The 20,020-nt window shown below is 68.4% G+C and carries 32 protein-coding genes and 1 pseudogene; 15 read left to right on the top strand and 18 right to left on the bottom strand.

All coding sequences use genetic code 11. The annotated features are described in order from the left end of the window. Position 1: 1 nt before the first annotated feature. The 7 genes from ACIQVL_RS48780 to ACIQVL_RS48810 are packed head-to-tail and all read right to left on the bottom strand — an operon-like array spanning position 2 to position 3,135. Positions 2-205, bottom strand: coding sequence for a DUF4326 domain-containing protein (locus tag ACIQVL_RS48780; RefSeq protein ID WP_403478945.1), 204 nt, complete (start codon positions 203-205; stop codon positions 2-4). Beyond that, the gene (locus ACIQVL_RS48785) at positions 205-675 is read right to left on the bottom strand and encodes a hypothetical protein (RefSeq protein WP_403478911.1); all 471 of its coding nucleotides are present in this window, start codon (positions 673-675) and stop codon (positions 205-207) included. Before ACIQVL_RS48785 ends, ACIQVL_RS48780 begins: the two co-directional genes overlap by 1 nt. Before the next feature lie 2 nt (positions 676-677). After that, positions 678-851, bottom strand: coding sequence for a hypothetical protein (locus ACIQVL_RS48790; RefSeq protein ID WP_403478912.1), 174 nt, complete (start codon positions 849-851; stop codon positions 678-680). A 3-nt stretch (positions 852-854) separates the two neighbouring features. Further along, entirely contained in the window at positions 855-1,994 is a 1,140-nt protein-coding gene (locus tag ACIQVL_RS48795; RefSeq protein ID WP_403478913.1) for a hypothetical protein, read from the bottom strand. After that, positions 1,991-2,128 carry a hypothetical protein gene (locus ACIQVL_RS48800; protein WP_403478914.1) on the bottom strand — a complete coding sequence of 46 codons (138 nt, stop codon included), beginning with the start codon at positions 2,126-2,128 and terminating at the stop codon, positions 1,991-1,993. Before ACIQVL_RS48800 ends, ACIQVL_RS48795 begins: the two co-directional genes overlap by 4 nt. After that, entirely contained in the window at positions 2,129-2,722 is a 594-nt protein-coding gene (locus ACIQVL_RS48805; RefSeq protein WP_403478915.1) for a hypothetical protein, read from the bottom strand. After that, positions 2,719-3,135, bottom strand: coding sequence for a hypothetical protein (locus ACIQVL_RS48810; RefSeq protein WP_403478916.1), 417 nt, complete (start codon positions 3,133-3,135; stop codon positions 2,719-2,721). The genes ACIQVL_RS48805 and ACIQVL_RS48810 overlap by 4 nt, the downstream gene beginning before the upstream one ends. Positions 3,136-3,348: 213 nt before the next feature. Here ACIQVL_RS48810 and ACIQVL_RS48815 point away from each other — a divergent pair, with 213 nt between their 5' ends. Next, positions 3,349-3,708, top strand: coding sequence for a hypothetical protein (locus ACIQVL_RS48815; protein ID WP_403478917.1), 360 nt, complete (start codon positions 3,349-3,351; stop codon positions 3,706-3,708). 75 nt (positions 3,709-3,783) lie between these two features. Here ACIQVL_RS48815 and ACIQVL_RS48820 read toward each other — a convergent pair whose 3' ends face one another. Further along, a complete protein-coding gene (locus ACIQVL_RS48820; protein WP_403478918.1) occupies positions 3,784-4,173 on the bottom strand; it encodes a hypothetical protein in 390 nt (129 codons plus the stop codon). A gap of 259 nt (positions 4,174-4,432) precedes the next feature. Here ACIQVL_RS48820 and ACIQVL_RS48825 point away from each other — a divergent pair, with 259 nt between their 5' ends. Then, a complete protein-coding gene (locus ACIQVL_RS48825; RefSeq protein ID WP_403478919.1) occupies positions 4,433-4,663 on the top strand; it encodes a hypothetical protein in 231 nt (76 codons plus the stop codon). Here the strand turns inward: ACIQVL_RS48825 and ACIQVL_RS48830 are convergent. The 10 genes from ACIQVL_RS48830 to ACIQVL_RS48875 all read right to left on the bottom strand — a co-directional run bounded on the left by ACIQVL_RS48830 (position 4,660) and on the right by ACIQVL_RS48875 (position 10,956). After that, positions 4,660-4,974: a hypothetical protein gene (locus tag ACIQVL_RS48830; RefSeq protein WP_403478920.1), complete on the bottom strand. Its 315-nt coding sequence runs from the start codon at positions 4,972-4,974 to the stop codon at positions 4,660-4,662. The two genes, ACIQVL_RS48825 and ACIQVL_RS48830, sit on opposite strands and share 4 nt — an antisense overlap. Continuing rightward, positions 4,971-5,255 carry a hypothetical protein gene (locus ACIQVL_RS48835; protein ID WP_403478921.1) on the bottom strand — a complete coding sequence of 95 codons (285 nt, stop codon included), beginning with the start codon at positions 5,253-5,255 and terminating at the stop codon, positions 4,971-4,973. The genes ACIQVL_RS48830 and ACIQVL_RS48835 overlap by 4 nt, the downstream gene beginning before the upstream one ends. A 2-nt stretch (positions 5,256-5,257) precedes the next feature. Continuing rightward, a complete protein-coding gene (locus ACIQVL_RS48840) occupies positions 5,258-5,770 on the bottom strand; it encodes a hypothetical protein (RefSeq protein ID WP_403478922.1) in 513 nt (170 codons plus the stop codon). Further along, positions 5,767-6,195 carry a DUF6221 family protein gene (locus tag ACIQVL_RS48845; protein ID WP_403478923.1) on the bottom strand — a complete coding sequence of 143 codons (429 nt, stop codon included), beginning with the start codon at positions 6,193-6,195 and terminating at the stop codon, positions 5,767-5,769. The genes ACIQVL_RS48840 and ACIQVL_RS48845 overlap by 4 nt, the downstream gene beginning before the upstream one ends. Before the next feature lie 10 nt (positions 6,196-6,205). After that, on the bottom strand, positions 6,206-6,925 hold the full coding sequence (locus ACIQVL_RS48850; RefSeq protein WP_403478924.1) for a hypothetical protein: 720 nt from the start codon (positions 6,923-6,925) through the stop codon (positions 6,206-6,208). Between the two features lie 122 nt (positions 6,926-7,047). Then, the gene (locus tag ACIQVL_RS48855; protein ID WP_403478925.1) at positions 7,048-7,212 is read right to left on the bottom strand and encodes a hypothetical protein; all 165 of its coding nucleotides are present in this window, start codon (positions 7,210-7,212) and stop codon (positions 7,048-7,050) included. Positions 7,213-7,387: 175 nt separating this feature from the next. Continuing rightward, positions 7,388-8,587, bottom strand: a complete 1,200-nt coding sequence (locus tag ACIQVL_RS48860; protein ID WP_403478926.1) for a hypothetical protein — start codon at positions 8,585-8,587, stop codon at positions 7,388-7,390. 239 nt (positions 8,588-8,826) lie between these two features. After that, entirely contained in the window at positions 8,827-9,027 is a 201-nt protein-coding gene (locus ACIQVL_RS48865) for a hypothetical protein (RefSeq protein WP_403478927.1), read from the bottom strand. Positions 9,028-9,335: 308 nt separating this feature from the next. After that, positions 9,336-10,541, bottom strand: coding sequence for a helix-turn-helix domain-containing protein (locus ACIQVL_RS48870; RefSeq protein ID WP_403478928.1), 1,206 nt, complete (start codon positions 10,539-10,541; stop codon positions 9,336-9,338). A 181-nt stretch (positions 10,542-10,722) separates the two neighbouring features. Beyond that, the gene (locus ACIQVL_RS48875) at positions 10,723-10,956 is read right to left on the bottom strand and encodes a hypothetical protein (protein ID WP_403478929.1); all 234 of its coding nucleotides are present in this window, start codon (positions 10,954-10,956) and stop codon (positions 10,723-10,725) included. Between the two features lie 234 nt (positions 10,957-11,190). Between ACIQVL_RS48875 and ACIQVL_RS48880 the strand changes: the two genes are divergently transcribed. The 13 genes and pseudogenes from ACIQVL_RS48880 to ACIQVL_RS48940 all read left to right on the top strand — a co-directional run. Next, positions 11,191-11,463, top strand: coding sequence for a hypothetical protein (locus ACIQVL_RS48880; RefSeq protein WP_403478930.1), 273 nt, complete (start codon positions 11,191-11,193; stop codon positions 11,461-11,463). Further along, positions 11,463-11,864, top strand: a complete 402-nt coding sequence (locus ACIQVL_RS48885; RefSeq protein ID WP_403478931.1) for a hypothetical protein — start codon at positions 11,463-11,465, stop codon at positions 11,862-11,864. The genes ACIQVL_RS48880 and ACIQVL_RS48885 overlap by 1 nt, the downstream gene beginning before the upstream one ends. Beyond that, a complete protein-coding gene (locus tag ACIQVL_RS48890; protein WP_403478932.1) occupies positions 11,864-12,259 on the top strand; it encodes a hypothetical protein in 396 nt (131 codons plus the stop codon). Before ACIQVL_RS48885 ends, ACIQVL_RS48890 begins: the two co-directional genes overlap by 1 nt. Positions 12,260-12,273: 14 nt before the next feature. Then, positions 12,274-12,423 (top strand): hypothetical protein, encoded by a 150-nt coding sequence (locus ACIQVL_RS48895; protein ID WP_403478933.1) that lies wholly within the window; start codon positions 12,274-12,276, stop codon positions 12,421-12,423. Positions 12,424-12,450: 27 nt separating this feature from the next. Continuing rightward, positions 12,451-12,621, top strand: coding sequence for a hypothetical protein (locus tag ACIQVL_RS48900; RefSeq protein ID WP_403478934.1), 171 nt, complete (start codon positions 12,451-12,453; stop codon positions 12,619-12,621). Positions 12,622-12,869: 248 nt separating this feature from the next. Further along, the gene (locus ACIQVL_RS48905) at positions 12,870-13,067 is read left to right on the top strand and encodes a hypothetical protein (RefSeq protein WP_403478935.1); all 198 of its coding nucleotides are present in this window, start codon (positions 12,870-12,872) and stop codon (positions 13,065-13,067) included. Positions 13,068-13,086: 19 nt separating this feature from the next. Continuing rightward, positions 13,087-13,563: a hypothetical protein gene (locus ACIQVL_RS48910; RefSeq protein ID WP_403478936.1), complete on the top strand. Its 477-nt coding sequence runs from the start codon at positions 13,087-13,089 to the stop codon at positions 13,561-13,563. A gap of 37 nt (positions 13,564-13,600) precedes the next feature. Further along, the gene (locus ACIQVL_RS48915) at positions 13,601-15,109 is read left to right on the top strand and encodes a DUF2637 domain-containing protein (RefSeq protein WP_403478937.1); all 1,509 of its coding nucleotides are present in this window, start codon (positions 13,601-13,603) and stop codon (positions 15,107-15,109) included. Positions 15,110-15,118: 9 nt separating this feature from the next. Next, complete coding sequence (locus ACIQVL_RS48920; RefSeq protein ID WP_403478938.1) at positions 15,119-15,625, top strand: hypothetical protein; 507 nt, start codon at positions 15,119-15,121, stop codon at positions 15,623-15,625. Positions 15,626-15,627: 2 nt separating this feature from the next. Beyond that, positions 15,628-16,215 carry a hypothetical protein gene (locus ACIQVL_RS48925; protein ID WP_403478939.1) on the top strand — a complete coding sequence of 196 codons (588 nt, stop codon included), beginning with the start codon at positions 15,628-15,630 and terminating at the stop codon, positions 16,213-16,215. Positions 16,216-16,332: 117 nt separating this feature from the next. Further along, complete coding sequence (locus tag ACIQVL_RS48930; RefSeq protein ID WP_403478940.1) at positions 16,333-18,114, top strand: hypothetical protein; 1,782 nt, start codon at positions 16,333-16,335, stop codon at positions 18,112-18,114. 11 nt (positions 18,115-18,125) lie between these two features. After that, a complete protein-coding gene (locus ACIQVL_RS48935; RefSeq protein WP_403478941.1) occupies positions 18,126-18,509 on the top strand; it encodes a hypothetical protein in 384 nt (127 codons plus the stop codon). 22 nt (positions 18,510-18,531) lie between these two features. Continuing rightward, a pseudogene (locus ACIQVL_RS48940) lies at positions 18,532-20,020 on the top strand (hypothetical protein); the annotation flags it as partial.

Genomic DNA, 20,020 nt, shown 5'->3' on the forward strand with positions numbered 1-20,020 from the left:
GTCAGCGCGCGCGGGCGATGTCGTCGAAGCGGCTGAGTTTGCGGCCCTTGTATTCGACGGCCCACATGTCCAGGTCGCCGCCGCGTCGGGATGCTGCCGGGGCCAGCATGAACGGGTTGCCGAAGCGGGTGGGTCGGGCAACGGAGACGGTCCCTTCGGGCTTGCGCCATCCCCGGGTGCGCTTGCGCTGGATTCGCTTCGGCATCACGTCTCCTCGTTGGGGTTGTGTTCGGCGGTGACGGTGTACACGGTGTCCGCGCGGACCATCCGGAACCGGCGTCCGGGCGAGTGCTCGATCGCCGTCTGCCAGCGTTCGCGGGCCCAGTCGGTGTCGTCCATGACGGGGCTCCACCGTCCCCAGTCTTCGTGGCGTGGGGTTTCGACGGTGTAGGTGCTGGTCGCGGGGTGGGGTGCGAGGTCGGCGTTGACGTGCGGGTACAGGTCCTCGTACGCGAAGCAGGCGTCGATGACCAGGGCCACGGTCTGCGCGTCCTTCGGCATGCTGTCGTCTCGATCGCGTTGCAGGCCTTGGAAGAAGCCCATGACGGCGGCGTCGTGGACCAGGCCACGTTCGCGTGGGGTGAGTTTGGTAAGGAACTCCTGGACGCGTTGGGCGCGCTGGTTGTCCCGCTTGATCAGGTAGTCGGCGAGGGCCTCGGGCAGGAGGTCGGACACGGTCAGTCCTCCCCGCAGACGTGGTCGTCGGGGTGCATCGGCTGACCGTTCTCGTCGTGCAGGGTGAGGCCGTTGTCCTCGTCGTACCAGCCGTCGCCGGTCGCGCCGCAGTTCCCGCATTCCCAGCGGCCTGCGAGGCTGATCCCGGTGAAGCCTCCGCCGGTCGTGGTGGGCATCGGTCAGGCCTCCTTCGGCTGCTGCGGGATCAGGACGTCGGCGCCGCACTGGGCGCACATGCCGCCGTCGGGCAGGTCGTCCGAGCGGAGCGGCGTGAAAGCGCCGAGTTCGTCGGTGTGGCGGGTGCAGTACACGGAGAGGGCGCCGGGAAGGGCAGATCGGTAGGCGACGACGCGGTCATCGTCGGCCTCCTCCGGCTGCGTCCCGGCAGCAGACTCGACGGCGGCGGGCCACTCGCCGCGCTCCTTCTGCGCGATCCGGTTGTCTCGCAGGCTGACCAGCCACTCGGTCCGCAGATGCCACCGGCGTTCCTGCGCGCGGGCCCGCTTCAGTTGGGCATCGATGGATTCGATGCTGGCGTGCTCGGTGAACTCGGGTCGTATCCGGTCGATGCGCGCGGGGTCATCGCTGGCCAGTGTCGGATCCTGCCGCGCCTTGTGCGGGCACGTCTCGCACGGCACGTACCGGCACGCCGAGCACGGTTCCGGACCGCTCTGATCCTGAGCCTCGCCAGCCAGACGACGCAGCTCGGTCATCACCTCGTAGGCGCCCGTGGCCGCGCCGATGTCGTGCTCGTCACGCAGCCGGATCGCCACGTCCTCGGCCTTGTCGGCGGCTTCGTTCAGTGTGGTGGCCCGGCCGGTCGCGGGCATCACGGCCAGGACCGCGTCGGCGCGCTCCTGGTAGCCGCGCCAGGTCGGGCTGAACTCCTTGAAGCCAGGAGCCCACTTCCAGCCGTCGGCGGTGGCGAGGGTGTCGGCGATGCGGTCGCGGAGCGCGGTCTGGTCTGCGGGCTGCTGGACGCCATTGACGGTGAGGTCGGCCCAAGCGTCTTCGACCTCCCCGGTCCAGTTGTCCTTGTCCTCGGTCCACTTCAGGGTGACCGGGGTCTTAGGAAGCTGGAGGGCGTCGGTAGCCCAGTCGCCGACCGGCTTACCGCAGGCCGCGTGGGTGAGGTAGATGCTGCTGGCGTCGATCTCCAGGACGTACTGGTCGTCCGCGTTAGGACAGTGGCAGGTGGTGTCCTGCTGCTCGGCGTTGCGGTCCTGGCACTCGGGCGCGGGACAGTCCTCGAGGAGCCCGCGGTGTGTGGTGAGGGCGCCGGCCTGGTCGTTGCCTTCGTGGGTGTCGGGTTCGGTCATGGCTGCTCCGTGTTCCGGTGTCGGGTGAGGGTGTGGACGGCGGTGATGGCAAAGCCGACGAAGCACACGCCTGCCACGGCGGCGCAGAGCAGGCCGGCCATGGCGAGGAGCCCGGGTGTCGTCGACAGCGGCACTCAGGTCTCCTTGGGCTGCCAGAGCGGGCAGTGGAGGACGGGGAACTGGTAGTCCTCGTACTCGGGGCCGTCCTGGCTGGTGCAGGCCTCCAGCCATTCGTCGGGGCTGCCGGGGGTGCCGGAGGCGGTCTGGTGGTGGGTGCAGGTCTTGCAGCAGCGCAGGGCGGGGTTTTGCCAGCAGCGGGTCATGTGGTCTTGGACCTGAGTGAGGCTGGCGCGGGTGTAGCGGCGGCAGAACGGGCACTGGTGCCTGGACACGATGACCGGCATCGGCAGGTCGACCAGGAGGCGTTCGTAGTCGGCCGGCTTCCGCGTGATGTAGAACGCTGAGGTCAGGTGCCGGGCGGCAGCCTGCGCGGTCAGCGGCACGTAGGGGGCGAAGGGTTCGCTGGTGAGGGCCGGGGTGGGGCTGATGACGGAGCCGATCTTGGACGGGTTGTTGAGGCTGCACCCGTCCTTCTCCGCGAGGTCGAACACGGCGAGCAGCTGGGTGGTGGTGGCGCCGTAGTCGTCAACAACCTTCGGGCCGACGGTCTCGGCCAGCCAGTTGGCGAGTTCGGCTTCGGTGACGAGGGCCTGCACGGTGACGGTCATCGTGCCTCCTGGAAGGTCCACCAGCCGTCGTACGAGGCCGGGACGGTCGGGTAGTTGTCGAGCATCGGGCGGAGGATCGCCAGGTGCTGCTCCATCACGGCCGGCTCCTGGGCGCCCCAGTAGCGTTCGCCGTCCCACCGGCCGTCGCAGTCACCGCCGTACCGTCCGTCCAGGTTGGCCGTCAGGACCGCGTGCGGGTCGTTCAGGTCGAGGGGCTTGGGCAGGTAGTGGCTAAACAGCATGAGCGTTCCGATGCAGGCTCGGGTGGTCCCGTCCTTGCGCCGGTACCAGACGGCGTTGGCGCGACCGCTGTAGGCGTGCAGGTCGCCGCGGGGGTGCTGCTTGCCGGTGATGGTGGTGAGGTCGATGGCGAACTGCTTGCGGCTGATGAGGAACCGGTCTTCGCGGCGCATGGGGCGGGCTCCCGGGGTTCGGGGTGTGGTGGTCCAGCGTCCCGCTGTTGCCGCGGGGCGTTCCCCCGGTTGGGGAGGGTGGACTGGGCCCGCCCATTGTATCGCTCTAGGCATTGTCAAGCAATGCTAGATGTGGTGAGGGTGAAGCTGGTGGATGGGCCCACGCCCGCGTTTCCGCCCGGACTGTCACAGCAAGCCGCTACCGTCCCCACCATGAGCGACGACTGGACCGAGACCGGCCAAGAGATCCGCAGCCCCAGCGAGTTCCTGGAGTACCTGTCCCGGATCCGTGCCGAGGCCGGCCACATGGGCACGGGCCTGGCCCGCGGCTACTGGGGTGCGACGAACGGGCAGGCGTGGGTCGACCGCGCCAACGGTGTGAAGCCACCGACCGCCAGGGAGATCGCCGAGAGCCTGGACATGACGGTGACGCCACCTGGGACGACCGCGCTGCACGCCACGTACCGGCAGTCCCTGGCCGGGCTTCTCGCCGCGTTGGAGGCCGTGGACAAGGCCGCTTTGACGGCATGGCTGGCGCATGTGGCCGTGCTGGATCCGAACCGGACCGCCTGAGGGCATGAAAGTCACCCCGGACCATGACGGTCCGGGGCGATCAACCAGCTGTCCTTTCACCACACCACCCGAGGGTCAGTCCCCGTCCTCCCAGGGAGCCCCCAGACTCCCCAGCACGCCCGCCGCGGACCGGAGATGCTCCTCCACCCTGCCCAACTCCTGCCGGGCCTCCCGAAGGCCGAACAGCGCGTCAGAGACGGCGCGCACGATGTCGGCCTGAGATACCTCGCTCGGGTGCCTGTCGGCGAGCCGGATCCGGTTGTCGTCGTGGAGGGCCTGGAGGCCGGCCTCCAGTTGCTTCAGCGTCTGGGGAAGACGCTGTACCAGTGACGTGACTGCGGTGGTTGTATCGGACACGTCGGCGGGGAAGGGGAAAGCGTCGGTCTTAAGTGTTCGGTGGTTGAGGGCGCGGATCTCCTCGGCGGCTGCGTTGGCGATCTGGGACGGGGTGCGGTCCAGGTCCATACGGATGTACTCCAGGAGGGGCGGGGGCATCGACCTCGGCAGTCTTTCAGCCTGGCAGGTCCTCTACCGCCGGTTCCGCCGGCGCCTCATGCTGTACCCGGGATGGCATGGAAGGGGTGGCGTGGATGAACTGTCCGACGTGCGGAGCCACCGCGCAGCAGGGCTCTGACGGATCGTGGGCTTGCGCGAACTGCGGGCCGATCTCCAGGACCAGCCCGAGCCCAGCGGGCGGAGCGTGCACGCGGATAAGGTCGACGGCGTGAGCAGGAAACCGAAGACCGCCAGCACGCCCGTGCAGCAGCCGCTGGACCCGGAGCGGGCGGCGGCCGCGGCCGAGTTCCTGGCCGGGCAGGAGATCACCCGCGCGGACTGCGGCGGATGCGGGGCCGAGGTCCACGGAATCAACGGCCGGTACGCGTGCCCGTGCGGTTGGGTGAACCACTGGTCGCAGGGGCACCGCGAACTCCCGCCGATGGAGCCGGCTGACTAGCTGGCCCTCGCGTTGCCGGCCGCTCGTTCCACCTCACGTGCCAGCGCGGCCATGTTCTCGCTGCCGGTTTCCTGGGCCCGGCTGCTGATCTGCTGGGCGAGAGACCGCACCTGATTCCGGTAACGGTCCAGTTCACTCGGCTGCTCGACAGCCCGTTCGGGGTTGGGGACGCGGACCCAGATCTTGTCGTTGCCGTAGACGTCCCCGCCCTTCGGGTACAGCCAGTAGCCGCCCTGGTCCTTCTCGTACGGGACGAGCTCATCCCACGGCAGCGGATGGCCCTCAGGGAGCTCGGGCAGCATGTCCGTCACGACTGCTCGCTTGGCTGCTCGGAGTGCTGGTACCCGTTCTCCCGGTCCTTCTGGGAGGCCTCTTCCCACGTCATCGTGAACTGGAAGTACGACCGCTCGGGCTCGTCGGCCAGGACGTGGTCCAGATGCCGCTGCGCGGTCCGGCGGGCTTCGTTCGCTGCTTCCTCGGCCCTCCAGTCGAGGATCTCCTCGGGGGTGGCGTCGATGACGATGAACGCGTCCACGACGGTGGAGAACACAGCCAGTTTGCCGTCGGGCTGCTTGATGATCTGCTGGCCCATAGCTACTTCCCTTGTCGCTCTGCTGCCGGTACGGAGGCGATGTTATGCGCGCCGACCACGTCCTCGCTGAGCTCCGTCACCTGCCGGCGGACGTCTTCGTGCTCCGCGGTGCCCACGAGGGCCGCGGACAGCATTTGCGCGAACGGGTCGCTGGCGGGGTGCTCGCCGCGGTGGACGGCCTGGAGGCGGTGGAGGTTGACGATGTCCCAGGCCCGGTTGTTCGACTCGCGTACGGCCACAATGCTGTCCCGGGCGGCCTGGAGGGAGCGGAGGAAGTCGACCAGGTCGTGGCCGGCGAGATGCTCCCGAACCTTCGCCTCCAGGGCCTCGGGCGCGGCCGGCCGGCCGGTTGGGTCGTCGTGGTGCCAGTCGCAGTCGTCCAGCGGGCACGCGATACACGTCCACCCGGCGCTGAGGAAGCCCTTCGCCGTGTAGTGCGGGGCCTTCCCCCGGTCGGCCTTCCACATGCCGGCCAGCGCGGCGTGGTCGGCGGCCTGCTTCTCGGTGATGTTCACGTGGTGGATTCTCCCGTCCATCCGTACGCCTCGGCCAGGTTCTGCACGACGGGGCAGATCTCGTGGTTGTAGAAGCGGGCGTTCTCGTCCAGGTCGCCGTCGTAGTCGTAGGCCGGGCAGGAATGCCCGCGGCCACCGTGCAGATCGAGCAACTTCCGGTTCCGGGCGCAACTCCGCAGGACGTCCTGCGGATCGTTCGCGACGATGTGCTGCGCCTCGCCCTGCCACGTGAACCTGACGCGCAGGACGTTGTTGGCGTCCCAGATCGATCCGTCATCCCGGAACGACCACGCGGGCGCCTGGCCGCCCGCGCGAAGGTCGGCCTTCACGTTGATGTCCAGCGTGGCCAGGGCGAGTGCTTCGCGCCGGTTGATGGCCTGTTCGGTCCACGCCACGATGCTGGTTTCGGTGGTCTGCTCGCTCACAGGCCGCTCCTTACCCAGCGAGGGGCTTGTCGCTGCCCACGTGGCGGGCCCGCGGCATTCCCGTGAACTCGTTCGACCGGCCGCCAGGAGCGCGCCGCATCGCCTTCTCTGCCGCCGCCCGCGCCTCTTCCCGATCGTCCACCACATCAACGTCGGTCCAGTAGAAGTCCAGCATCGTCCGCAACGTCGTCTGTTCCTGACCGGGCCCACACGGAACGGTCAGCCGGTCCAGCAACTGCCACAGCTCGTAGTCCTCCTGCCCGGCGATCGAGCCCGCCTTGGCATGCAGGGCCTGGTGCCGTTGTACGGCGATGGCCAGCTTGCGCAGGGTTTCCCGGGCCTGCTGACTGCTCTGGCTGGTGACTGCCCGGTTCTGTGACCGCTGGATCTTGCCGAGCTCGGACAGGGCGGCCTGGGCGGTCTGGTGGAAGTAGGCGGCCCGCCGGCGCCACGCCTCGTACTCGGGAAGCGTCGCGAACCACTCGGCCTTGCCTTCGATGCCGCGGGCGTGGCACTGCTGATGGAATTCCTCCCGCTCGGCCTTCTTACGACGCATGCTGTTCGCGGTCCGCTGGTGGATGCGGGCGAGCAGTTCGCGGGTGCGGGGAAGGTGCTCGGGCCCGGTGAGCAACTCCCACACGCGTGTGTCGCGCATCTTGGGGTTGATGTTCGCGGACAGGAGCTCCTCGTACTGGGCGTCGGTGAGGTTGAGCAGGTCGGGTGCGTCCACTACTGGCCTCCAAGCCGGTGTTGGGCGGTCTGGGATCCATGGTGGGGGACAGCACTGACAACGGTCCCCCCGTACGTGAGAGCCCGGCTGCCATGGGGGCGCAGCCGGGCCGGCGGTGCTGTTCACCTCCTTCCTGCGATCTGTAAGACGAGGCCGAGCAGTCCTGTGAAGGACTGCAGTCGGTCGGGCGGCATGGTGGCCGCGATGGTCAGGCAGGTGAGCACTGTGAGGATCAGGGTGCGTGGGTCGATCGGGTTCCAGTCGTTGTTGCTGGCCAATTCGGCCATGGGGTCCCCCGTTGGGAAGGTCGGCTTCGGGTGGTGGTGCAGACTTCGGACGCCGATCCCCGCACCCGGGAGGGGTGAGGCTGCCTGGGGGCACCGGTCGTTCCTGGTAGTTCGGGCGGTGCCCCCGATGCATCACACCGTATCCGTCAAAGCATTGTCGCGCAATGCCATAAGGCTACTTGGGTACGCGGACCCTGTTCCGGAGCAGATCTCTCGCCAACTGCCTTTGCTGATCGGATACTTCCGTCATCGGTGCCTCTCGCGGTGGCGGTACCGGACCGCCAGGACGTCCAGCAGGTGCCCTACGTACGCCCGACGGCGCCATCGGCCCAGAGGCGGCTGGAGGGGCTGCTGAGGCCCGGTCTGCGCGCTCGTCCACGCGGCGTTGACCGCAGGAGACGCAGGGGTTCCCGGTATCCACGTTCGTCCGCTCATCGCACCGAGCGTCACCGCACTCGCGATCCCTTCGAAGCATCGCGATCAGCACGCCCACCGGACGCTCCAGCGGGCCGGCCGCGTCCCGAGACGCGTAGTGCCCATCCCACTTCGGCACCAGCCTGTACTCGATCAGCTGCTGCGGGGTCCGTTCGTGCGGCTGGCCAGCAGCCAGCGCCTCAAGGACGGCCGTGCTCAGGTTGCTCGGCATCCTTACCGGCAGGAGGTCGGCCAGCTGCTTGGGCAGCGCCTGGACGAAGGCGTCAACCTGCTGGCGTTGTTCTTGGGTAAGAGATGGGGGCTTCGTCTTGCCGGACGCGGCGGAGCCGCCACCACGCGAACCACTACTACCGGTAGTAGGCCTACGGCCGTCCGAGGCGCTACGCGCCGCAGGCGCGTCGTCTCGTTCATCTTGGTCTTGTTGCTCTTGGTCTCGTTTCTTGAGGGTGGGATTTTCCCGCTTTCGCGTGGTGGGAGATTCCCCACCTTGCAGGGTGGGTTTTTTCCCACCCTGGGACTGACCTGCGGTGCTCTTCGTCGACCGCACGTCATCGTTGATCTCGTAGAACTCGGACAGGGACGTTGGGCCTGCATACCCGGGAGGCGGGTTGAAACGGACCCAGTACCTGTAGCGGCGCCTGAGACCGCCCGCATATGTGGCCAGCTCGGCACGGACCGCACCCAGCTGCTCCAACTCCTCCCGGTACCTCTTCACATCCCGGTGGTCCTTCAACCCGAGCGCTCGGGCGATGGCCTTCATGGACGGGAACGCGATCCGGTCCCTGCCAGTGCGCCGGCTGTTGATGTGCTCGGCCAGGAAGGCGTACATGCGATAAGCCTGCGCGGTGCTGCCGGATAGGAGCAGCCAGACCGGGATCTGCGTGAAGACTGTGGGCCAGTCCTCAGGGACGATCTCGTCGCCGAAGTCCTGCTCGCTCACCAGCCACGCTCCTGGACGCGCGCCGAATTGGCCGGGGGAGTACTTCGCACGGTTCGAAGTCCGGCTAGCATGGGCATGAAGCCTCGATCCATCTGAATGGTGCTTCGATCGCCAGCGGATCGCATCCGCTGGTGCTGCTTGGACGGCCTGGCACTTGAGTGAGCTGCGAACTCTCTCTGCTGGGCCGTCTTGCGTTTCCGGGGCCGTGGCTGCGATCACGGCGGTCGGAGACGCGACCGTTACTGCTTGCTCGAGGGCCGCCGGCTTCCCGGTTCCTTGTCCGGGCCGCGTCCCACGATCGGGTGCTCCCGGAAGAACGACAGGAAGGGGCCGGTCTCCATCAGGTCGGCGTTCGCCATGGGCCAGTACGGGTACGGGCGGTCAGGGCCGAACGGCCATTCGGGATGCTTGGAGAGCCGGCGTACGCCCTCGCGGGTCATGTTCTTTGCCAGTCCGAGGCGGACCAGGAGGTCGGCTCCAGTGGCAAAGGTGACGGCGGGCGGGATCGCCTCAATGGTTCTTGGATCGGTCTGTTTCAACTGTCACCCCGGCCGATGATCAAAGCCGGGGGCAGCGCGAGAGTATCGCCAACAAGTAGCATCGTCGGTGACTGCCTTCCTTGCACGGGTTGGACGGTCAAGGCCGCACGTCTTCGCAGGACAGCGGCCAAAAGGGAGGTCGGTCGGGATGGTGCCCGGTCGGCCTCCCGCCGGTTACGGCGGGTTCATCATCACGCTCCACACCTCTCTCACGCCGCCAAGGCGTTGATCGCCTCGACGGTCTCCTCCGCCGTCCGGTTCCCGGCGTACCGAGGGGCACTGAGCATCCCCGCGAGCCGGTCAGCGCGCTTCACGATCCACGAAATCTGTTCCTCCAGAGGCAACGACAGCACCGGCTGGATGGCATCAGCCGCACCCTCCACGTCATCGAGTTGGACCCGGGCCGTGGCCAGGTAGATGTGCGCCAGGCGCTCATCGTCCAGTGACCTCTCATCGGCCGGGCCGGCCTGCCACAGCTGGATCGCTGTGACCGCCTCCCGCGCCGCGCGCTCGGCGTCATGGCCGCCCTGTAGCCAGATCAGTGACGATCCGGCGTAGTACGACTGCTTCGCCCTTGAGAACCCGAACAGCCCAGAGACGGAGTCCGGACGCCGGATCCGCTCCCTCGCCTGCTCGGCCGCGTCCAGAGCGCTGTTCGCCGCCCTCGAGTCGCCGAGGTTCGCCAGACACTGCGCTTCGCCGCAGCGCAGCCGCGCCTCCCCGGTGCCCTGCCCGTGCCCCACCCACTGGTAGCCGTCCCGGACATACTCCAGGGCGCGCCCGTAGTCGCCCTGGAACCGGGCGATCAGCGACTTCGTGCCAGCCGCCCACGCGGCCAGCTCGGCGTCACCCGCGAACTCGGCGCACCGGCCCGCCGCGGTGGCGTGCTCCAGCGCCTCATCAGCGTCGCCCATGTCCAGCAATGCGTACGACAGCACCCCAGACAATCGGCCGGCCGCCACGTACAGATCGGACCGGTCCTGCAGCCGGTGATGCCCAGAGCGAAGCCGCTCGAAGGCCTCCCCGCGCAGCGTGTGCGCCCGGTCCATCATCGGTCCCGGCGGCGACGCCAGATAGTCGACCGCAGTCACCAACACCCCGTCCTGCAACTCGGAGATGTCCAGATCCGCCAGGGCGGTCAGGTCCCGGGACATCGCCAACGCAGCCGCCCGTACGCGGTGCGTGGCCGCAGCCTCCTGCCGGACCCGGTCATCCCGATGCCACTGCTCTACGAGGGCCCCGTTCGCGCCCGTCGCCTCGTCGGCGGCCTCGGCAACGCACAGCGGAGTCGGCCGGCGGCCTGTCTCGAAGTTGTGGAGAGATGTCCGGTCGTAGCGGGCTCGCTGGGCGAGGTCGGCCAGCGACATGTGGGCAGCCAGGCGCCACTCGCGGAGCAGTTCCGGGAAGGTCGTCATGCCTGGAGTCTTCCTCCTCTCACACCTCGCAGGGAGGGCTTCCCGCCCTCTTCGCCGCCTTTGTCTGTTGGCAATTCGTGATCTGGCTGATTGCCAACAGCAGCTTCAACTCCGCAGGTCCTGCCCGGTGCTGGCATGGAGTCAGCACTGAACGACGACCGCAGGGGAAACTGCCGTGGCATCACTTCGACTCACCCTCCACTCGGCGCCGGCGGTCACGCGCGGCTGCCTTCTGGGCGTGAGCCACGAAGTACGGTCTCGCCTTCACCCAGTCGATGACCTTGGCGCGGCCGATCGTCCGGACCTCCGGAAAGTTCTCCGGGTCCTTCAGGTGCAGTTGCGAGATTCGCTGGTGGCTCATCGTCGGCAAGATGCCTTCCTCGACAACGCGCAGCGCGGCCTCTCGGAAGGTCACCAAGTCTGGTCCTCCTTCGGTCTCGTCGATGGCGATGTCCTCCAGTCTGTCTCACTGGGTTGCCATAACGCAACCCACGGCGTAGTGTCTTTCCTGGCACAGCACAACGGCCCCGGACCAGCAAATGCCGGACCAGGGCCGCGTGTCCCGAAGCGGCTCCTACACCGCCACGGACATGAACCCGCCCACCTGCGCATTCAGGGAGGCCGATCCGCTATGGATCGTATCCGCCATATGGCTACCCGCACATCCCACCCCGTGGACAACGTCACCCAGGTGCCTACTGCCGACCAACTCGGCCCGCGCACGCCGGGCACGGTGTACGACAACGCGTCCGGGATGTTCCGGGTGCTCGAGGTCGTCACCGACCCGTCCGAGGCCCGCCGCATCCTCCGCCGCAACGCCGCCCGCTTCGCCGTCCTCGTCCGCGACCTCCACGCCGGCACCGAGCACTACACCGGCGCCGTCTGGACCGGATCCGACCGCGTCCTCAAGGCGGTGGCGTAATGCAGAACCCGATGCCGGGCGAGGACCGACCCGCCAATGAGCAGAAGCCCCTCATCCTCGACCTCCTGAACGCGTTCCTCGGCTTGTCCGAGGACACCGCCAACGACTGCCGGCTCATGCTCCTCGGCCCGACCGGCGCGTTCGTCGGCGACGCATCCCTGTCCACCCGCGACATGCAGATCGCCATCAAGGCACTGGCCGCGGCCAAGGCCCTCACCGACGTCACCCGCGACCTGCAGGTCCCCGGCGACGTCCCGCTGGACCCGGCCCTGGAGAACGAGCTGGAAGAGCACTGCATCGGCCTGGACCCGGAGTTCCTGATGGACCTGGCCGGGCAGGACCCGAACAGTGCCGTCGCTGCGTTCGACGAGATCACGAGCCAGTGGGACGGAGAGCTGTGATGTCGGGTCCATTCCCCAGCACCGAAGGCAACGCCGTCCCGTCCGTCGACGGCACCGACCTCGGCGACACCCTGACCGACCTGGACGGCATCCACCCTGGCATCGACCTGATCCGCGACGGCGTCCGGCTCCTCGCCCACGACCGCCTCGACGTCAACACCACGCAGGTTCTGATCGCCGCCCTGGCCGGCTCCGCGGACGGCACCGACGTCCTCGCCGCCATCGGACAACTGGTCGCACGCCTCACCAACGCGGACACCAACCCCGCCCTCCGTCACCTCCCCCTCGACGTACAGAAGGACGCAGCCCACCAGGGCTTCCTGACCAGCTTCCACCTCGGAGACTCCGAGCTCAGGAACAGCGCCGCCACCGCCAACGCCGCCCTCGACCACTGAAAGGCCCCTCGACCATGAAGCGTTCACTGGCCCGGCTACGGGCCTACATCGCCCACGCCGGCCAGTGCTCCGCCTCCGGCCAGTGCAACCGCTGCGGCGGCATCTTCCCCGACTGGAACGGCGGCACCTGCGACGCCTGTAAGAACCTCCCCAACGCCACCTGACCGCCGACCCCGAAGGAAACCCAGCCGATGGACTTCATCGCCGACAAGACCCGCGAACTCCGGGACGCCGTCCGCTCCGACAACGCCACCCGCGTCGCCCAGATCCTCACCGAGACCACCGCCGAAAGCGGCCTCACCTGGGAGGACACCATCCAGGCGATGACCGATACCGACCGCCGCCAGCAGGGCGCCACCTGACCACCACCTCGCACACCAACCAACCACTGAAAGGACACCAACCGTGCTGAACCCCACCATCCTCCGCAACGACGAGAACGAGAACGACGAAGAGGAGAAGCCGTTCTCCATCCCCATCGACGAGGTCTGACCACCTCACCGGGCCTCTGGCCCGGCTCGAGGCCGCCCCACCCGAACGCCCCCGAACGGTGGGGCGGCCCCAAGCCAGACCAGCTCAACCGACCGCGACCAGCCGAAAGGACACCGACATGACCGGACCCGAGTTCGCCGCCAACCACGGCAACGACTCCAGCACCTGGAGCTCGGCCGACTTCGAAACCGAGATGAACCTCGCCGAGGCCGACGCCCTGCCCGAACCCGTGAAGGCGTGGATGGCCATGGCCAACAGCCTTGACGCCGCCGCCGGCCGCATCCGCGCAGCACACAGCACTCACCCCGCCGCCTGACCACCAGAGAGGAACCACCATGCTGCGTGTCGTCCGCAAGACCACCCTGGATGCCCTCCACGCCGACCGGGCCGAACTGGCGCGCGCTAGCCAGGAACTCGCCCAGGCGAAGACCGAGGCCGCCGCCGCAACGGACTCCGCGATCCGCGCCGAGACCACCGTCGAGGACCTCCTCAAGCAGCTCGGCCAGGCCCTCGCCGACCGCATCCAGGCCGAACGCGACGCCCGCCAGGCCCGCCTCGACCGACAGCAGGACAAGAAGGAGACCGACCGGCAGCTTGCCGAGCTCCGCGAGGACTTCACACGACTGCGCGACGCCGCCGCCGACACCGAGACTGGCGAGACCACCCGGGCTGCCATCGCCTACCGCGTCCTGCACGACCTGTACGCCGACGCCTGGCGCGAGGGGCTCCTCCCGAAGCGCCCGTTCGACGTCGTCGCAGCCGTCCTCGGCTTCGACACCCGTGAGCAGCAGCCCGCAGCCGTCACCGCCTGACCACCGCACCGCCACTCCCGGAAGGACACCGATCCCCGTGACCACCACCCCGGCCCCCGGCAACGAGCCGAACCGCACCAGCGGACCCCTCGCGCCCACCGCGCCGGGGAACGACCGGCAGCCCCTCACCCGCACACACAAACTCCTCATCGCCATCGTCGTCACCGCGGTCCTCATCATCTCCGGCATCGGCTTCGCCGGCTCCTACCGGGCCGTCGCACATCTGGCCGAGCTGAAAGGCTTCGGCGCCTTCGCCCGCCTCTTCCCTATCGGAGTCGACGCCGGCATCGTCGCCTTCCTCGCCCTCGACCTTCTCCTCACATGGCTCCGCATCGCCTTCCCCCTCATCCGATACGGTGCCTGGGGCCTCACCCTGGCCACCATCGCCTTCAACGCCGCCGTCTCCTGGCCCGACCCGCTCGGCGTCGGCATGCACGCGACCATCCCGATCCTGTTCGTCATCGCCGTCGAAGCCGCCCGCCACGCCATCGGCCGCATCGCCGAGATCGTCGCCGACAAGCACCTCGAGGGCCCCAACCCCTCCCGCTGGTTCCTCAACCCGGTCGGCACCTTCGTCCTGTGGCGCCGTCAGCGTCTGTGGCAGATCCGCACCTGGGACACCGTCCTCGGCCTCGAGCGGGAGCGGCGCATCTACGTGGCGCAGCTCCGTAAGGACTACGGCCGCTGGGGATGGCGCCGCAAGGCGACCGCCGAGCAGATGCTCGTCCTCTCCCTCGCTAAGGACGGCATGAGCATCCAGGAAGCCATCGACCTCCCCAAGCGGGAAGCCGCGAAGCAGGCCGAAGCCGAAGCGAAGCGAGCAGCCGAAGCCCAGGCGAAGTCCGAAGCCGAAGCCGAAGCGAAGCACCAAACCGAACTGCGCCAGGCCGAAGCCGAAGCGAAGCGCCGGGCCGAAGTAGCCGAAGCCGAAGCAGCCGAAGCCCGTGCCCGAGCCGAAGCCGAAGCGGCAGTCGAAGCAGCCCGACTCGAAGTCGAAGCGAAGCGCGTAGCCGAAGCTGAAGCAGCCCGACTCCTCGTAGCCGAAACCGAAGCGAAGCTCGCCGAGATCGCCCGAGCACAGCGAGACGCCGAAGCCGAAGCCGAACTGAACCGGCAGCGCCGCGCCGCTGAGCAGGCCCGCCTCCAGGCCGAAACAGCACGTCGCAGCCGGGAGCAGCAGGCCGAGGAGAACGAGCAGCGACGCCAGCAGGAGATCCGTGAGCGCGCCCAGCGCATCGCCGCCCAGGCCACCACCACTTCCGCTTCGGCTTCGGGAAGCACTTCCGGTTCTGCCCCCAAGACCGCCGGCACTTCCGGTTCGACTTCGGGTTCGGTCTCCGCCATCGGCGGCCGCGGCGCGAAGAAGCAAGCCGAAGTCGAAGCCGTCCTCGCCCGCCTCGTCGAAGCGAACGACCCGAAGGCCTACCCGCTTTCCGAAGTGATCGCGGACTTCGGGTTGAGCCAGACAACCGCGTACGACCGCCTCGTCACCGCCCAGCGACTGTACGAGGCAGCCCAGAACCCGAAGTCCGAGCAGAGCGCCTGAGGAGCCTCCGTGCAGCAGACCCGCCCCACCGCCAGGCCGCGGACGGCACCCCCGCCCGCGGCCCCCGGCCGCGCCCCCCTCGGCCCGCGGAGCAAGCCCGCCCAGGCGCCCCCCGCCGCCCCGGACTGGCCGTCGCGCTGGCACCTGCTCATCCCCGCCGGCTTCCGCAACCAGATGGAAGTCCTCGGCCTGTGGCAGAACCCCACCCCGCTCATCCCCTCCGACCACCTCGCCCAGACCCTCGCCGTACTCGACCGGTACGGCTGGGGCCGCAGCGTGGACTTCTCCCCGACCGGCCGGATGTGCATCCGCGGCGCCCAGACGTTCCTTGCGCACACCGGCCACGTCACCCCCGCCGGCCGGGCCCGCGCGGTCGCCTACCTGCAGCTGTCCCTCAACGAGATCGGCGTCCAGATGCCGTTCTTCGCCTGGAACGACCTGCCCGAACGCACCTTCCCCGACATCGAGAAACGCCTGAACAGGGCCGCCTACCTCGCCCGAACCAACGGAGAGTGATCATGTCCCAGCAGCACAACGACGGCTTCGACGAAGTCATCAACGGCGGATTCCAGCAGACCGCCTACACCGTCGACCCCAACCCGTACGGAATTCCCGCGAATTCCATCCCCGTAAAGCCGGGTCTCACCCCGCGCGGAAAGATTGCCCTGGCCGTCGGGGCCGCAGCGATCGCCACCAGCGGACTCGTCGGATACCAGGTCTACTCCGCCGACCAGGCCGCCAGCCAGGCAAAGGCAGCGGAAATCTCCTACAAGCAGGACCAGCTCGAGCTGGAAAAGCTGAAAGTCCTCAACGAGACCAACAAGGCCCAGAACAGCACGGACCAGGCCCGGCAGAAGCAGATCGACGCCTGCGTGAAGGACAACAAGGACCTGGTGGGGAAGTCGATGAACTCGACCTACCGGGACATCGTGGAGGCCTGCCAGGCCCAGTACACGTCCGCCGGCGCGAGCCCGGACCTGCAGACCGCCGCGTCGTCCACCAGCAGTGGCGGCGGCATCAACAACGGTCTCCTGATCGGTGGGAGTGTCCTCGCGATCGGGTTCGTGGTCGCTGTCCGCAAGGGCACCCGAGGTAACGCAGCGTAGTTACTCCCGGGGTTTCCCAAGCCAAAAAATCCGCGCCCATGATCCGCTGACAGGCCGCAAGATCCGGGTCTCCCGCCGGGAGGAACCCGGGAGGAACTACGCACAGTGAGGAGAGTGATGGCCAGCGACACCGCACCGGCCGCCGTACCCGACCCGGCCAACCCCACCCCCGCGAGCGGCCCGCTGACCGGGCCGCTCACCAGCCTGCTCGCCCCCGTCGAGCCCGCCCGACCCACCTCCGCAGCATTCAACATCGACCCCGACACCGTCCTGCCCGACACCGGCCCGCAGGCCGGCACCGCCATCCCCCAGGAGGGCGCCAGCAGCGCCTCCTACCGCACCGACGACACCACGAATTCCAGCACCAAAACGCAGAACACCAGCGTCCTCAGGGCTTTCGCGTTCGCCGCGATAGAACGCTGGAAGAAAGGCGCCGACGCACGAAACAAAGCCCTCGACATCAAGAAAGCGAACGCTCTCGCGCACCGCGTCAAGGAATCACGCACAGTAAACCGAACCGAGAACATGGCGAACGGCTCCGGGAGTTCCGGACTCGGATCGGGCAAGCACACCAACAGCAAATCCAGTAAAAGCGGAAACACCGGAAGCACTCGCAGTAACGGATCCCGTAACAGGTCCGGCGGATCGGGTGCGGGACGAAGCGGCGGCGGAGGCTCGGCGCCGGGCGGATCCGGATCGAGCAGCGGCGGCAGTCACAAGGCATCCGATCAGAAGGACAGCCACAAGAACAGCTCACGCAGGTCACGCGACACCGGCGGGAACAACCGCGCCAAGCAGGACAGCGCCCGCGGCGGCGGGTCGGCCGGCAGCAAGCACAACGGTGCATCCGGCGGCAACGGCAGCACCGGCTCCGCAGGCAAGGACGGCGCACCCGGCAAGAACGGATCCGCCGGTTCTCCCAGCAACAGCGGCAAGACGCCGGCCGGCACCAGCGCGTCCCACTGTTCCCCCGAAGGCCTCGCCCTGGACAAGAAGCCGTCACGCAAGGACCGCAAGAACAGCCCCTCCAGCACAGGCCAGGTCAACCCGGCGGGCACCGACGGCAGCAGCACCAGCAAGGTCAGCCTGAAGAAGACCCCCACCAGCACCACCAGGACGACCGACCAAACCAAGAACGGCCCGGACACCACCAGCACCCCCACCAAGACCGGCAAGGACCACACCCGAACCCCCGCATCCACCGCGCCAGCGACCGGGCCACGCCCCAACACCCAGCCCTCCCGGGAAGCCGGCTACCGCGACGGCGCCCGCACCGCCACCCTCACCGCGCACGTACTGGCCTACCGCGACGGCTTCAAGGACGGCCACCGCGACACCACCGAAGCCGCGCAGCTCGAGAAAACGCGCCTCGACCAAGCGCACGCCGACCGCAAGACAGCACGAGGAGAGGACCAGCAGGTGACCGCCTCCAGCACCGACTACCGGCCCCAGTACCCCCAGCCCGTCCAGGTCAAGGAAGTCACCGACAGCCACGTCGTCCTCGACGGCGGCCAGTCCTTCACCCGCGGCGAGATCCGCACCCTCAAGCAGTACGAACGCCGCATGAACGACAAAGCGCAAACCATGGCCACCGCCGCCGACGGCACCCGCCAGCTCCAGAACCAGGCCACCGCCCAGGCCGAACAGGCCCTGAGGTTCCTCGAGATGTCCAAGACCATCGAAGGCGGCGACAAACTCACCGCGATCCTCACCCGCCTCCACGACTCCGCGACCGTCCAGGCCGGGGCCGCCGAGGAACTCCACAAGAAGGTCGTCCGCGCCGCCGAAAGCACCCAGGTCCTCCTCGCCAACGTGGAAACCCGCTACGGCTCCATCTACCAGGCCGTCTGCGACAGCGACCTCACCAAGCCCGCCGAACTCGCCTGGTACCGGAAGTAGGACCCTGCCTCATGTCTGCCGAACTCACCTACGAGCAGTTCCTGAACTCGGTCAACGCCTTCGCCCAGCAAGTCGTCGTCAACGCCGACGCCATCAACCGGTGGGCCGAGTTCATCGACCGCGAATCCACCGACACCGCCCACATCGCCGACCTCATCGGCGCCAAGAACGTCGACCGCGACACCACCGCAGAAACCCACCAGCTCTCCCGGATCATGCGCGACGTCTCCGAAGACGCCATCCAGTACGCGGCCCGCGCCAACACCACCTCACGGATAGCCCACAACAGCCGCCAGCAGGCCGTCGACAGCCACCAGGGCATCCACGAACACGTCAACGCCTCCCCCGTCGAAGGCATCCACGACGTCCACAACGACTGGTTCACCCAGGAATAACCATCCCTCGAGGAGACCCGCCATGAGCAGCAACACCACCACCCAGCCGGCCGCCACCAGCATCGAACGCGGCATCGCACTCGCCACCTCCGCCGCCCCCGTCATCACCGGCATGACCATCCCCATGCTCGACGGCAGCGCCGCCTTCCTCACCACCATCGCCTACGGCGCCACCGCCGCCCTCACCACCGCCAACTACATGAACCGGCTCCCACCCGGCCTCGAACACCACCTCCCCGGCACCGACATCCTCCGCGCCCACCGCACCCCCCTCGCGATCTCCACCCTCACCACCGGCATCGCCCTCGCCCTCGGCGCCCTCCAAGGCGCCAACGGCTCCGACGCCCTCATGGCCGGCGTCCTCGGTATCGCCGACAACCCGATCCCCGGCATCGTCTCCCTCGGCTGGTGGGCCGCCGTCGCCCTCGTCCCCCTCAAACTCCGCCGGGTCCTCGGCACCGTCCGCGCCCCCAAAACCAGCCCCGGACCGGCCCAGCAGCCCGCACAGGCCACGGGCCCGGCCGCCCCCGTCACCCGCGCACAGCACGTCGCCGCCCGCTGGCACACCTACATCTCCAACACCGTCAACGGAACCAACAAGCAGCAGGAACTCACCGTCCGCACCTACAACGACCACCGCTGGCAAGGCACCATCACCGCCGCCACCGGCTCCTCCGTCACCGTCACCCGCGACACCATCTCCAGCGTCTACGGCATCCCCGCCGAATGGATCACCCTCAAGCCCGGCGCCCACGCCGGCGAAAAACACCTCACCGTCAACCTCACCCCGCCCACCGAACTCGACACCAGCACCCTCCAAGGCGCCTGGGCCAAATGGGCCGCCCGCACCGGCGGCGTCATGGCCGGCACCCACCTCGAAGACGTCCAGACCGACCCCAACACAGGCGGCGAAGTCGCCTACGTCGTCGCCGGCGACACCCTCGACAAACTCCCCGTCCCCGACCGCGCCCAACTCGCCGGCGCCATGCGCACCACCACCCTCCTCTGCTCCTACGCCCCCGTCCCCGGCGACCCCCGCCGCGGCACCGTCCGCCTCATGACCCACAACCCCCTCGAAGAAGGCGTCCCCTTCCCCGGCACCCACGTCCTCAAGATCAGCGAAGGCGGGTACGTCCAGATCGGCCAGCACGTCTCCGGATTCCCCGCACGCATCCAGTTCACCGACCCCAAGCTCGGCGCCAAGCACCTCTTCATCGCCGGCGTCACCGGCAGCGGCAAAGGCGGAACCGTCCAGATCGTCGCCCTCGCCGACCACGTCAACGGCCACGCCATCATCTACTCCGACCCCAAGGGCTCCTCCAACCCCGACGTCGAAACCATGGCCTGCTACTCAGGCCTCGGCGAAGACGGCTGCATGGGCGCCCTCCGCGTCGCCTACGCCCTCATGCAGTGGCGGATCGAAGAATCCGCCCGCCTCAAAATGAAGAACTTCATCGCCACCCCCACCCGCCCCTGGGTCCGCGTCATCCTCGACGAAGCCCACACCCCCC

Source organism: Streptomyces sp. NPDC090499 (assembly GCF_044769305.1).
Classification (GTDB): domain Bacteria; phylum Actinomycetota; class Actinomycetes; order Streptomycetales; family Streptomycetaceae; genus Streptomyces.